Origin of the sequence: Streptomyces sp. NPDC046716, assembly GCF_040645755.1 — a bacterium.
GTDB lineage: Bacteria > Actinomycetota > Actinomycetes > Streptomycetales > Streptomycetaceae > Streptomyces.
Map to the genome: position 1 here is coordinate 72,432 of NZ_JBEYYU010000028.1, position 13,510 is coordinate 85,941.

The window sequence follows — 13,510 nt, forward strand, 5'->3', positions numbered from 1 at the left end:
CCGTCACAGCAGTCCGGGGCGCTGCCACTCGGTGCCGAGCACGTGGTGGTCGATGAAGTTCAGGAACGTCTCGTACCAGACCTTGATGTGACCCGGCGAAAGGATCCAGTGGTTCTCGTCCGGGAAGTAGAGGTACTTCGCGGGGACTTCGAACCGCTGGAGGTCCTGGAAGAGCGCCGCGCCCTGGCCGACGGGCACCCGGTAGTCCTTCGCGCCGTGGATGACCAGCATCGGGGTGCTGATCTTCGCGGCGTTCTCGTACGGGGAGTCGGCCTCGTACCGCTCGGGGCGGGTCAGCGGGTCGCCGAAGATCCGCTGGAAGTACCAGGGGACGTCGGTGTCGCCCTGGAACATCCGCAGGTCCCACAGGCCCGCGTGGCTGACGATCGCCTTGAAACGGTCGGTGCTGGTGGCGACCCGGTTGGCCATGTAGCCGCCGTAGGAGCCGCCCGCGAGCCCGGTGCGGGTGGCGTCGATGTCGTCGCGGGCCTCGGTGGCGTCGGTCAGCGCCATCACGTCGTCGTACGGGCGCCCGCCCCACTGCCCCCAGCCGCGCTCGTGGTTGCGCTGCCCGTAGCCGGTCGACAGGGCCGGGTCAGGGAGCAGCACCGCGTAGCCGCGCGCGGCGAACGGCCACGGGTTCCACCGCCAGGTCCAGGCGTTCCAGGAGCCCTGCGGTCCGCCGTGGACGGAGACGAGCAGCGGCGCGGGCCGCTCGGCACAGGCGCCCTCGGGCAGCACGAGCCAGCCGCGCAGGGGGAAGCCGTCGTCGGCCTCGACGTGCACCTCGGTGAGGGTGCCGGGCAGGGCGCCGACTCCGCCCGGGGCGGGCAGTTCGGCCGGCGTCTGGTCGGCCGTCGCGGCGTCGAGGCGGACGGGGCGCGGCGGTGAGTCGATGGCGTTGCGCAGGGCGTACAGGGTGCGGCCGTCGGGGGCCACGCACAGGGAGCCGTACGCGCCGGAGGCGGTGAGCCGGGTGACGGTGCCGTCGGGGTCGCGCCGGAAGACGGGGCTGTGGCCCTTCTCGTCGGCCGTGAAGAAGAGGGTGTCGTCGGCCGGTGAACAGACGGTGCCGCCGGGCCAGTTGTCGAACCCGGGCAGCAGGTCGGTGACCTCGCCGCTCGCCAGGTCGATGCGGACGAGCGTGCCGTCCCAGGGTTCGTCGTAGGTGGGGTAGAACATCCGGCTGCACACGACGGCGGTGCCGTCGCCGGTGAAGACCGGCGCCTCGTAGAGGTGGACCAGGTCGCCGAGGACGTGGAGCGGCTTGCCGGTCGTCGCGTCGGCGATCACCACGGCGGTGCGGTTCTCGTCGGGGACGCGGCCGGCCTCGAACCGGGTGTACGCCACCCGCGTGCCGTCCGGCGACAGCACGGCGTCGCCGGCGTCCTCCAGGCCGGCGCCCTGTCCGCCGGCGTCGACGAGGGAGGCGTCGGCGGTGGCGCGGACGAAGACGTGCGGGTCCTCGGGGCCGAGGTCACGGTCCCAGGCACGGGTCGGCCCGGCCTCGTAGAGGATCGCGGTGACCTTGGCGTCCTCGCGTTCCTTGCGGAGCCTGTCGTGTGCCTCGGCGTCGGCGGTGCCGGGCAGCAGTCCGGCGACATGGGCGAGGGCGCCGGAGTCGCGGGCGACGGTGTACGCCGCGATGCCGCCCGGGTGGCGGGCCACGACGGCGGCCTCGCCGCGCGGGGGCAGCGCCCACAGCGCGGGCCCCTCGTGCTTGCCGTCGTCTCCGTCGCTGTCACCGGGGCGGCCGGACAGGAAGTACAGCGCTCCGTCCGGGCCGAACGCGGGCCCGGACTCGCCCTTGTCGGACCGGGTCAGCCGGACCGCCTCGCGCGTGCCGGCGGGGTCGAGCTCCCACAGGCCGGACACGAAGCGGGTGCCGTCGCCGGACAGGTTCTGCACGGCGGCGACCAGCCGGCTGCCGTCGCCGGACAGGGCGAGGGAGTTGACGCGGGGCAGGGCGAGATAGGCGGAGAGGTCGTGGAAGGCGGAGGCACCACCGGCGGTGTCAGGACTGTCAGGGGTTTCAGGCATGGTCGCGATTCTCGCGCGCGAATGCCGTGCGGGACAGGGGATTTCACCGTCGGCCGACCCGTCGACGCAGCCGACCCGTCAACGCAAAAATCCCGTCAACGCAAAGATCCCGCCCGATCGTGATGATCGGACGGGATCTTGTCCACCGTCTGCGAGTCGCCTCACAAGCGGTGTTGCAGTGGACCTGAGGGGATTCGAACCCCTGGCCCCCTCGATGCGAACGAGGTGCGCTACCGGACTGCGCCACAGGCCCTTGCAACGAGTGAAACTCTAGCACCCCGGCCGGGGTGCTCGGAAATCCGTTACGGGCTGGTCAGCCCGGTCACTCGTTGGCGGCGCGGGGCCGGCCGTCCGCACCGTCGTCGTACTGGTCGAAGAGCGGGGTGCGGCCGCGCTCGCGCGAGCGGCGGGCGGAGGCGGCGCGGCGGGCGTCGCTGCGTCCGTCGTCGGCGGTGGGCGCCTCCTCGGCGTGCTCCTCCTCGACGGCCGACGAGCGGGCGGCGCTCCAGGTCTCGGGGGCGCCGTAGTCGATGCCGCCGCCGGCACGCGGGGCGACCGGCGCCGTCACGTAGGTGGGCAGCGGGACCGGCACCGGGTCCCAGCTGTCGCCGGGGCCGGGGTGGCGCTGGCGCTCGCGCTGCTGGTCGACCCACTCGGCGTGGTCGGTCTGCTCGACGAGGGCGCGCCGGTCGGCGGCGAGCGCTTCGAGTCCGGGGTCGGTGGCGCTCTCCTCGGTCTCTGGTCCTTCCTCCGCGGTGTCGGAGTATTCAGCGTACTGGCCGTGCTCGGCCGTGGCGCGGCCCGCGGCCGCCTGGCGCCTGCGGGGCTGCCGCTCGCGGAGGCGCTGCGCCGCGATCTCGGCGCGGCGGCGGTCCATGACGTAGGCGAAGCGGCGGCGCTCCTGGGCGCGCAGATAGACGATGTACGCGCTGAGCAGCAGGGCCGGTGCCGCGGGTGCCCACAGGAACGCGATGCCGCCGACTCCGGCGACGACCGCGCCGACGGTGAACGCGATGAAGAGCATCACGGTGGTACGGCGGCGGCGGGCGAGCACCTTGGTGCGGCGGGCGCGGGCCTGTGCCTCGGCGGAAGCCGCACGGGCGGCGCGGGACTTGGCGGCCGCCTGCGCCGGTTCGCGGACCGGTTCGGGGTGGTCGCGTCCGGGGGCCGGGGGGCGCTGGGCGGGTGCCGGGCGCGGGGCGGCCGGGGGGCGGTGGGTGGTCGGGGGGCGGTCGGCGGCCGGGGGCCGTTCGGTGACCGCGGGGGGCCGCTCGCCGGCCGAGGGCGCGACGAAGGCCCGGACGTCCACCGGATCGGTGGGCGCGTCCGGGTCGACCGGGTCGCCGCGCCGCTCGTCCTCGGGCGAGCGTGCCTGGAGGTCCTTGGCGTAACGGCGCTCCATGCCCGCCCGACCGGAGAGAAGTCGGATCGCGGTGCTGAAGCGTTCCGTCGGACGGGCTTCGTTCAGCTCGTCCTGCCTACGGAGCCACATCGGCACCAAGTAGGCGGCCCAGGCCCCGACGATGACTGCGTAGATGAGGCCGCTGCTGCTCACGGTCACACCGTAGAGGGGTTTCCGTGAGGGGATCCGCCAATTGAGTCGGTGTGTCGCACGATCTGGCTGATATTTCGAGCTTTTTTTGCGACTGGTGCGATCAACTGGCCGACCGGAGCGGGAATTTAATGGCTCTCACGGTCCACCGACGATCAAATTCGAACATTTATTTTATTTCGAAGGGGTTCCCGGGTCCACCGTGTTGGGTGCCCCCGGACCTGCGCTGTTGCCGGGACGCTCGCGCCGCCAGCGCCTGAGCATGCCCTCAGGGACCTCTTCGGCGGTGAGCGCGAAGACGAGATGATCGCGCCAGCCGCCGTCGATGTGAAGATACCGTGGACGCAGCCCCTCCTCGCGGAATCCGAGTTTCTCCACGACCCGGCGGCTCGGCCCGTTCTCCGGCCGAATGCAGACCTCGATGCGGTGCAGGCCCACGGTGCGGAAGCAGTGGTCGACGGCGAGCGCGACGGCCGTCGGCATCACTCCGCGCCCGGCGACGGACTGGTCGACCCAGTAGCCGACGTGCCCCGAGCACATCGACCCCCAGGTGATCCCGGCCACGGTCAACTGACCGACCAGGCGGCCCTGGTACTCGATGACGAAGGGCAGCATCCGGCCCGCGTTGGCCTCCGCGCGCAGATGGCGGACCATCTGACGGTAGGTCGGGCGGTGCGTGATCGGGCCGCTCGGGGTCGGCGGCGGGATCGTCGCCTCCCAGGGGCGCAGCCAGTCGCGGTTGCGCCGGTTCACCTCGCGCCAGGCACGCTGGTCGCGCAGCCTTATCGGGCGGAGGACGACATCGCCGTCCGCCAGGACGACGGGCCAGGACGGGCTGTTCAGAGCGCACCCCCGGCGTGGGCATCCGGTCCGGTGTCCGGTCCGGGATGGTCGCCGCCGCGGAGCTGGTCGACGGCGTGGGTGAGCAGGGGGGCCAGGACGGCGAGGCCGTCCTTCACTCCCCCGCTCGACCCCGGAAGGTTCACGATGAGTGTGCGCCCGGCGACCCCGGCGAGGCCACGGGAGAGCGCCGCCGTGGGCACTTTCTCCCGGCCGTACGCGCGGATCGCCTCGGGGATGCCCGGCACCTCGTGGTCGATGACGCGGGCGGTCGCCTCGGGGGTGCGGTCGGTGGGCGAGATGCCGGTGCCGCCGGTGGTGACGACGACGTCGTACGCCGCTTCCACCGCGGCCCGCAGGGCGGCCTCGACGGGGTCGCCGTCCGGGACCACCTGGGGCCCCTCGACCCGGAAGCCCATCGCCCGCAACCCCTCGGCGATCAGGGGACCGCCCTTGTCGGCGTAGACGCCCGCGGCGGCCCGGTTGGAGGCGGTGACGACGAGGGCGCGGTAGGTCTCAGACATGGCGGCCTCCCTGCCCGAGCCCCGTCAGGGGCGCGGGGAACTGCGCGCGGCGGAGCCACCGGCCCGCGGACGCCGACGAGAGCGGACACACCCGCCCCTCGGGCGAACGCGGCGTGAGCCGCCCGGAAACCCGCCGAACCGACGGAGTCACCGTCATGACCGGCTCCAGGTGCCCGACTTGCCGCCCGTCTTCTCCTCGACCCGCACGTCGGAGATGACGGCGCCCTTGTCGACGGCCTTGACCATGTCGACGACGGTGAGGGCGGCGACCGAGACCGCGGTGAGGGCCTCCATCTCCACGCCCGTACGGTCCGTCGTCTTCACCGTGGCCAGGATCTCGACGGCGTCGTCCGCCACGGACAGGTCCACCTTCACGCCGGACACGGCGAGCGGGTGGCACAGCGGGATCAGGTCGGGGGTGCGCTTGGCGCCCATGATCCCGGCGATCCGCGCGGTCGCGAGGGCGTCGCCCTTGGGGACGCCCTCGCCGCGCAGCAGCTCGACCACGCGCGACGACACGAGCACGCGCCCGCTGGCACGCGCGGTGCGTGCGGTGACGTCCTTGCCGGACACGTCGACCATGCGGGCCGCGCCCGCCTCGTCGAGATGGGTGAGGTGTCCTTGCGAAGTGCTCATGGCGTGGTGGCGCTCCCGATCCGAGCCGTGCGCGGTGCGGGCGCGCCGGACTGTTGTGCGCGACACGGTATCGCGAGCCCGCGGCGGCCGGGCGGGTCAGCCCAGGACGACCACGTCGACCTCGGTGCCGGGCTCGACCGACGTGACGTCCTCGGGGACCACGATCAGCGCGTCCGCCTGGGCGAGCGCCGCGATGAGGTGGGAGCCGGAGCCGCCGACGGGCGCGACCCGGCCGGCCTCGGCGTCGTACACCCCGCGCAGGAACTGGCGGCGGCCGGACGGCGAGGTCAGGGCCTTGTCGGTGGCCAGCTCCGCGCGGGCCCTGGGGCGCTGGACGGTCTCGGCGGGCAGGCCCATCAGCGTCCGGACGGCGGGGCGGACGAACAGTTCGAAGGAGACGTAGCTGGAGACCGGGTTGCCGGGAAGGGCGAGCAGCGGGGTGTGGTCGGGGCCGACCGAGCCGAAGCCCTGCGGCTTGCCGGGCTGCATGGCCAGCTTGCGGAACTCGACGCCGCTGCCGGCGCCGAGGCCGTCCTCCGCATCGGGGTCGCCGATGGAGGTCAGGGCCTCCTTCACGACGTCGTACGCGCCGACGCTGACGCCGCCGGTGGTGACGATGAGGTCGGCGCGGATCAGCTGGTCCTCGATGGTGGAGCGGAGCGTCTCGGCGTCGTCGGCGACCGCGCCGACCCGGTAGGCGATGGCTCCGGCGTCGCGGGCGGCGGCGGTCAGCGCGAAGCTGTTGGAGTCGTAGATCTGGCCGTCGGCCAACTGCTCGCCGGGCTGGACCAGTTCGCTGCCGGTGGAGACGACGACCACGCGCGGGCGCGGGCGTACGCGTACGGTGCCGCGGCCGATGGCGGCGAGGAGGGCGATCTGCGGCGGGCCGAGCACGGTGCCGGCGGCGAGCGCCTTGTCGCCGGCCCGGACGTCGCTGCCCTGGGCGCGGACGTGCGCGCGTGCCGGGGCGGGGCGGTGCACGCGGACTTCGCCGGAGGCGCCCTCGGGGGCCGCGCTGTGGGCGGTCATGGAGGCGACCGGTCCCGCGCCGAGGCCGCCGTCGGTCCACTCGACGGGGACGACGGCTTCCGCGCCGGGCGGCAGCGGGGCGCCGGTCATGATGCGGGCGGCCTGGCCGGGGCCGACGGTGGGCTGTCCGTCGGGTCCGGCCGCGCCCGCCGCGACGTCGCCGATCACCGTGAGCACGGCGGGGAACTCCTCGCTCGCGCCCGCGACATCGGCGACGCGCACCGCGTAGCCGTCCATCGAGCTGTTGTCGAACGGGGGCAGCGAGACCGGCACCGTCACGTCCTCGACCAGCACACAGCCCTGGGCGTCGAGGAGTTGCAGCTCGATGGGGTCGAGCGGGTGGACGGTGGTGAGGATGTCGTCCAGGTGCTCGTCCACCGACCACAGCTGGTGCTGACCGGTGGCGGACGGGGTGGTCGCGCTGCTCAAGGTGCTACATCTCCTCGGTGACGTAACTGCGAAGCCAGGTCCGGAAGTCCGGGCCCAGGTCCTCACGTTCGCACGCGAGTCTGACAATGGCACGCAGATAGTCGCCGCGATCGCCGGTGTCATAGCGGCGGCCCTTGAAGACGACGCCGTGCACGGGGCCGCCGATCGTCCCCGCGACGGTAGTCGCTGATTGATGCTGCGCGGCGAGCTTCTGCAGCGCGTCGGTGAGCTGGATCTCGCCGCCGCGGCCCGGCTCGGTCTTGCGCAGTATGTCGAAGATGTTCGGGTCGAGGACGTAGCGCCCGATGACCGCGTAGTTGGAGGGTGCGTCCGCCGGGTCCGGCTTCTCGACGAGGTCGGTGACCTGGACGACGTCGCCGTCGGCGGTCGTCTCGACGGCGGCGCAGCCGTAGAGGTGGATCTGCGAGGGCTCCACCTCCATGAGCGCGACGACGCTGCCGCCGTGCTGCTCCTGGACCTCGACCATGCGCGCGAGCAGCGGGTCGCGCGGGTCGATGAGGTCGTCGCCGAGGAGGACCGCGAAGGGCTCGTGGCCGACGTGCGGGGCGGCGCACAGCACGGCGTGGCCGAGGCCCCTGGGGTCGCCCTGGCGGACATAGTGCATGGTCGCGAGGTCGCTGGATTCCTGGACCTTGGCGAGGCGGCTGGCGTCGCCCTTGCGCTGGAGGGCCGACTCGAGCTCGTAGTTGCGGTCGAAGTGGTCCTCGAGGGGGCGCTTGTTGCGGCCTGTGATCATGAGTACGTCATCGAGACCCGCTGACACGGCCTCTTCGACCACGTACTGGATCGCAGGCTTGTCGACGACCGGGAGCATCTCCTTGGGAGTCGCCTTGGTGGCCGGCAGGAACCGGGTCCCGAGGCCCGCGGCGGGGATGACAGCCTTGGTGATCCTGGTGTGCGAGTCAGTCATGTCGGTCACCATATCCGGCGCCAATGGGCGGAATCTGTGGGTCCGCTTTGTTGGCACATATATGAGTGGATGAGGAGAGGTTTGTGAGTTCCCTATGAGCCCGCACCCACGTGACGCGCGTGCCGCCGAGCCTGACAAGCGCACATTGCGGCGGGAGTTCCTCCTGGTGAGGAAAGCGTTGCCAGAGGATGACGTGCGGGAAGCGCAGGCAATTCTCGCCCGGCGCGCCCTCGGCCTCGCCGAGCTGGCGACGGCGTCCACCGTCGCCGCCTACGTGTCCGTGGGCACCGAGCCGGGCACGGGCGCGCTGCTCGACGCGCTCCACGCGCGCGGGACACGGGTGCTCCTGCCGGTGCTGCTGCCCGACAACGACCTGGACTGGGGCGCGTACGACGGGCCCGGTTCCCTCGTGGACGTACGGCATCCGGGCCGGATGACGCTGGCCGAGCCGGGTGGCGAACGGCTCGGGCGGGACGCGGTGCTCGCGGCGGACGCCGTCCTGCTGCCGGGGCTCGCGGTGGACGCGCGCGGGATGCGGCTCGGCCGCGGCGGCGGCTCCTACGACCGCGTACTGGCCCGGCTGGAAGCCTCCGGCGCACACCCGGCACTCGTCGTGCTCCTGTACGACGGCGAGGTGGTCGCGCACCTCCCGCACGAGGCGCACGACAAGGCCGTGCACGCGGTGGTGACGCCGTCGGGCGTGCGCCGCTTCTAGGCGCCCCATGAAGAGGGGCCTCCACGCGCGCGTGGAGGCCCCTCTTCATGTCTTCATGCGTCCGGTGTCACGGCTTGAGCACCAGCGTGTCCGACGTCGTGTCGTCGACGGCGTCCTTGGAGAACGCCCACGGCAGCAGCTCGCCTTTGACCCACTTGTCGGTCTGGTCCGTGTAGTGGGAGCTGAAGGTGTGGCCCGAGGCGCCGGTCAGGTTGATCCACTGGGACTTGTCGAGGTCGTCCAGGTTGACCACCATGCGCATCGACGGCACCCAGTCGACGCCGTATCCGCCCGCCGCGTTCCAGCCGGTCGCGTCGACGGCCGCCTCGCCGCCGCCGAGCTTCCAGGGGCCGCGGTTGAGCACGTACTGCAGCCAGCCCGGGCCCTCGGTGCCGAGGGTCTGGTTCTTCAGCTCCAGCTTGTGCAGGCGGCCCCAGCTCCAGGTGTCGATGTCCTTGCCCAGCTTGGCCGTCAGGTCCCAGCGGGCGTCCTCCATGGCGCGGTCGAACAGCTGGTCACGGTTGTGGGTGGCCTTGTCGGTGCGCGACCTGGGCGCCTTCCACCAGTCGTTCTTCTCGTCCTTGAGGATGGTGCGGACGACCTGGAACCAGCGGTCGCCGCCGTCGGGCTGCGCTGAGTCCGTGTCGCGCTCGCCGCACTCGCGGACCTTGCGGTCCTCGTCGGCCGGGCCGGTGTTGTCGACCGGGTCGACGGTCAGGCACTGTCCCTCGACGCGCAGCTCCTTGGGCAGCTTGTTGCCGAAGGCCAGCTTCAGGATGTTGCGCCAGACCGAGTTGAAGTAGGCGGCGGCCGCCGAGTCCGGGTTCTGGGTGTAGTCCCAGTTCTCCAGGAGCTGCTGGGCCTGGCGGACGTCCTTGTCCTCGACGTCGATCTTCAGCAGGTAGGGCACCAGCAGCTTGGCGATCTCGCTGCTGTTGTCCATCTGCGTGGTGCGCATGTCGTCGGTGGAGACCTTGCCGCCGTCCTTGATCTTCGAGGCGATCAGGTCGGAGATGCGCTGGCTGCGGGTGCCGTAGCCCCAGTCCGTGGTGAGCGTGTACGGGTAGTCCTCGCCGACGACGGCCTGGTTGGCGGTCACGATGTAGCCGCGCTCGGGGTTGTACTCGTAGGGCAGCTCGGACTGCTTGATGTAGCCGGTCCAGCGGTACTTCGAGTCCCAGCCCGGCGACGGCAGGGAGCCGTCGTCGCCCTCGGCGCGGGTCGGGATGCGGCCGGGCAGCGTGTAGCCGATGTTGTTCTGGGTGTCGGCGTACGTGAGGTTCTGCGAGGGCACCTGGAAGTCCTCGGCGGCCTTGCGGAACTCGGTCCAGTTCGACGCCTTGTCGATCTCGAAGACGGCGTCCATGGTGTTGCCGGGCTCCAGCGCGGTCCAGCGCAGCGCGATGCCGTAGCCGTCGCCGCGGTCGGGCGCCGAGGAGCCGACGGACGCCTTCTTGCCGACCTTCACCAGCTCGTCGTTGCGGTCGGACAGCAGCGGGCCGTTGTTGGTCTCGCGGACCGTGATGGTCTTGGAGTCGCCGCCCGCGACCTTGATGACTTCCTTGCGGGTGGTGAACGGCTTGGTCCTGTCGTCGTACAGGTAGCCGTCGCCGCTGAACTTCTCCAGGTACAGGTCGGTGACGTCGACGCCCGAGTTGGTCAGGCCCCAGGAGATGTTCTGGTTGTGGCCGATGACCACGCCGGGCATCCCGGCGAAGGTGTAGCCGGTCGCGTCGTACTGGCACTTCGGGCCGACCTTCGTGCAGTGCAGGCCCATCTGGTACCAGACCGACGGCAGTTGCGGCGCGAGGTGCGGGTCGTTGGCGAGCAGTGGCTTGCCGCTGACGGTGTGCTTTCCGGAGACGACCCAGGAGTTCGATCCGATGCCGTTGCCGTTCGGTCCCAGGCCCGCGGAGTCGGGGATCTGGTCCAGGACGTCGGAGAGGCCGCCCAGCTGGCTCTGGAGGCTGCTGGGGGCCTGCGTGCCGCCCGTGAGGCCGGTGCCCGCCGTCCCGCCGGAGGTGCCGGACTGCGTGGAGGTGTCGGTGGCCTTCGGGTCGTACTCACCGGTGGCGCTGTTGTAGGCGCCCTCCTGGACGATCGGCTTGTTCCGGTCGTACGGGTAGTCGGGGTAGAGATCGGCGATCTGCTTCGGGCCGAGGCGGCTCGTCATCAGGGAGCGGTCGATCTCGTCCTGCATGTTGCCGCGCAGGTCCCAGGCCATCGCCTTCAGCCAGGCCACCGAGTCGACCGGCGTCCACTTCTGCGGCTTGTAGTCGTTCTCGAAGCCGAGCGCGACGTACTCCGCGGAGATCTCCTTGCCGCTCTTGCCCGACAAGTAGGCGTTGACTCCCTCGGAGTACGCCTGGAGGTACTTCTTGGTCTCCGGCGAGAGCTTGGAGTCGTACTCCTCCTGCGCGACCCGGTGCCAGCCGAGCGTGCGCAGGAACTCGTCGGTCTTGACCTGCCCCTTGCCGAACATCTCGGAGAGCCGGCCGGAGGTGGTGTGGCGGCGCACGTCCATCTCGTAGAACCGGTCCTGCGCCTGCACGAAGCCCTGGGCCTTGAACAGGTCCTCGTCCGAGGACGCGTAGACCTGCGGGATGCCGTAGCCGTCCCGTTTGACCTGAACGGGCCCGTCGAGACCGTCGATCTTGATGGAGCCCGTGGTCTGCGGCAAGGAGGCACGGACGCTGTCGACGCTCCAGTAGGCGCCGTACCCGATGCCCGCGATCACCGCCAACACCAGGACGATCACGATCAGTCGGGCTCGGCGCCCCTTCTTCTTGCGCGGCTTGCTGCCGGCAGAGGCGTTCGTAGTGGAGGGCATCGCGATCCTTGCTGTCCTTCGCTAGCGGCGGGCGAGAGCAACCATACGAGCAGTGCGCAGCGCGCTCGGACGCGGAGTCAGGAAGGAGGCACCCGCGAGCGGTCGGCGAAACGGCCCTCGCGTCAAGAAAGCGTCAAAGATTAGGTAAGGTAACGAAGTAACTCCCCCCACGCCGACCGTGCGAAGCCTCCTCGCGGAAGGAACGGCCCCTGACTGTCCACCACCTCAACCAGCTCCTGCTCGTCAGCGCCCTTGTGCTGCTCATCGCGGTCGCCGCGGTGCGCGTCTCGTCGCGCAGCGGGTTGCCCAGCCTGCTCCTGTACCTCGGCATCGGCATCGCCATGGGCCAGGACGGGATCGGCGACGTCTCCTTCAGCGATGCCGAGATGACCCAGGTCATCGGATACGCGGCTCTTGTCGTGATCCTGGCCGAGGGCGGCCTCGGCACGAAGTGGAAGGAGATCAAACCCGCGCTCCCGGCGGCCGTCGCACTGTCCCTCGTGGGCGTCGCGGTGAGCGTGGGCGTGACCGCGGCGGGCGCGCACTATCTGGTGGGCCTGGACTGGCGGCCGGCCCTGATCATCGGCGCGGTGGTGTCCTCGACGGACGCCGCGGCCGTCTTCTCCGTGCTGCGCAAGGTGCCGCTGCCGGCCCGCATCACCGGCGTCCTGGAGGCCGAGTCCGGCTTCAACGACGCCCCGGTCGTCATCCTCGTGGTCGCCTTCTCGGCCGCGGGCCCCGTGGAGCACTGGTACGTCCTCATCGGCGAGATCGCCCTGGAGCTGGCCATCGGTGCCGCGATCGGCCTCGCGGTCGGCTGGCTCGGCTCCTACGGGCTGCGGCACGTCGCGCTGCCCGCCTCCGGCCTCTACCCGATCGCCGTGATGGCCATCGCGACCGTCGCCTACGCCGCGGGCGCCATGGCCCACGGCAGCGGATTCCTCGCCGTCTATCTGGCCGCCATGGTGATGGGCAACGCCAAGCTGCCCCACTGGCCGGCCACCCGCGGCTTCGCCGAAGGGCTCGGCTGGATCGCGCAGATCGGCATGTTCGTGCTGCTCGGCCTGCTGGTCACCCCGCACGAGCTGGCCGACGACATCGTGCCCGCGCTCCTCATCGGACTGGTGCTCACGATGATCGCCAGACCGCTGGAAGTGCTGATCAGCCTGTTGCCGTTCCGGATGCGATGGCAGGAGCAGGCCCTCATGTCCTGGGCCGGCCTGCGCGGCGCGGTGCCCATCATCCTGGCGACCATCCCGATGGTGACCGGCGTCGCCGACAGCCAGCGGATCTTCAACATCGTCTTCGTACTGGTCGTCGTCTACACGCTCATCCAGGGGCCCACACTGCCCTGGCTGGCCAGGAAGCTGAACCTGGGCGACTCCGCGGAGGCCGCCGACCTGGGCATCGAATCGGCGCCCCTGGAGCGGCTGCGCGGGCATCTGCTGTCCGTGTCCGTGCCCAAGGGCTCGCGAATGCACGGTGTGGAGGTCGGCGAGCTGCGGCTGCCCAAGGGCGCCTCCGTGACGCTCGTCGTCCGCGACGGCGAATCGTTCGTCCCCGGCCCGACGACCGTGCTGCGGCGCGGCGACGAACTGCTCGTGGTCGCGACCGACCCCGTGCGGGACGCGGCCGAGGCCCGGCTGCGCGCCATCGGCCAGGGCGGCAAGCTGGCCGGCTGGCTGGGCAGCGGACCGGAAACCGGCCGTTAACATGGAGACCGGATCCGTGTACATGGGCGAATGACCAGACCCGCGCACCCGGCTCCCGGACCGACGTACGACGTACACGTACGCACCCCTACGTACCACCGACTCTGCCTGAAGTAGAGCCGGCGCGACCGCAAAGCGGCCGCGGTCCCCTTGCGGCGCCCGCCCTCACGCGCGCGAACCGCTTGGCCAGGGCCTCTCCTGGCGCGGACCGCAGGTATCACTCGGTTCCCGGCGCATGAGGACGGCTCTCGGTGCCCCCTCCCCGACCGGGA

Annotated in this window: 10 protein-coding genes and 1 tRNA gene; 2 read left to right on the forward strand and 9 right to left on the reverse strand. The window is 71.4% G+C overall.

Going from position 1 to position 13,510, the window contains the following annotated elements; translation table 11 throughout:
• Positions 1-3: 3 nt before the first annotated feature.
• From ABZ930_RS21730 to galU, 8 genes are all read right to left on the reverse strand, one after another.
• Positions 4-2,040 (reverse strand): S9 family peptidase, encoded by a 2,037-nt coding sequence (locus tag ABZ930_RS21730; RefSeq protein ID WP_361550104.1) that lies wholly within the window; start codon positions 2,038-2,040, stop codon positions 4-6.
• Positions 2,041-2,219: 179 nt separating this feature from the next.
• Positions 2,220-2,293, reverse strand: a tRNA-Ala gene (locus ABZ930_RS21735).
• A gap of 69 nt (positions 2,294-2,362) precedes the next feature.
• Positions 2,363-3,595, reverse strand: a complete 1,233-nt coding sequence (gene glpR / locus ABZ930_RS21740) for a gephyrin-like molybdotransferase receptor GlpR (RefSeq protein ID WP_361550106.1) — start codon at positions 3,593-3,595, stop codon at positions 2,363-2,365.
• A gap of 171 nt (positions 3,596-3,766) precedes the next feature.
• Positions 3,767-4,435 (reverse strand): GNAT family protein, encoded by a 669-nt coding sequence (locus tag ABZ930_RS21745; protein WP_361550173.1) that lies wholly within the window; start codon positions 4,433-4,435, stop codon positions 3,767-3,769.
• The gene (locus ABZ930_RS21750; protein WP_361550108.1) at positions 4,432-4,956 is read right to left on the reverse strand and encodes a MogA/MoaB family molybdenum cofactor biosynthesis protein; all 525 of its coding nucleotides are present in this window, start codon (positions 4,954-4,956) and stop codon (positions 4,432-4,434) included. The genes ABZ930_RS21745 and ABZ930_RS21750 overlap by 4 nt, the downstream gene beginning before the upstream one ends.
• 153 nt (positions 4,957-5,109) lie before the next feature.
• Positions 5,110-5,592 (reverse strand): cyclic pyranopterin monophosphate synthase MoaC, encoded by a 483-nt coding sequence (moaC, locus tag ABZ930_RS21755; protein WP_361550110.1) that lies wholly within the window; start codon positions 5,590-5,592, stop codon positions 5,110-5,112.
• 96 nt (positions 5,593-5,688) lie between these two features.
• Positions 5,689-7,050, reverse strand: coding sequence for a gephyrin-like molybdotransferase Glp (gene glp / locus ABZ930_RS21760; protein WP_361550112.1), 1,362 nt, complete (start codon positions 7,048-7,050; stop codon positions 5,689-5,691).
• A 4-nt stretch (positions 7,051-7,054) separates the two neighbouring features.
• Positions 7,055-7,981 (reverse strand): UTP--glucose-1-phosphate uridylyltransferase GalU, encoded by a 927-nt coding sequence (gene galU / locus ABZ930_RS21765; RefSeq protein WP_361550114.1) that lies wholly within the window; start codon positions 7,979-7,981, stop codon positions 7,055-7,057.
• Between the two features lie 94 nt (positions 7,982-8,075).
• Here galU and ABZ930_RS21770 point away from each other — a divergent pair, with 94 nt between their 5' ends.
• Positions 8,076-8,696 carry a 5-formyltetrahydrofolate cyclo-ligase gene (locus tag ABZ930_RS21770; RefSeq protein WP_361550116.1) on the forward strand — a complete coding sequence of 207 codons (621 nt, stop codon included), beginning with the start codon at positions 8,076-8,078 and terminating at the stop codon, positions 8,694-8,696.
• Positions 8,697-8,763: 67 nt separating this feature from the next.
• Here ABZ930_RS21770 and ABZ930_RS21775 read toward each other — a convergent pair whose 3' ends face one another.
• Positions 8,764-11,526, reverse strand: coding sequence for a penicillin acylase family protein (locus ABZ930_RS21775; protein ID WP_361550118.1), 2,763 nt, complete (start codon positions 11,524-11,526; stop codon positions 8,764-8,766).
• A gap of 254 nt (positions 11,527-11,780) precedes the next feature.
• On the opposite strand from ABZ930_RS21775, the gene ABZ930_RS21780 reads away from it, so the two are divergent.
• Entirely contained in the window at positions 11,781-13,238 is a 1,458-nt protein-coding gene (locus ABZ930_RS21780) for a potassium/proton antiporter (protein ID WP_361550120.1), read from the forward strand.
• Positions 13,239-13,510 lie beyond the last annotated feature (272 nt).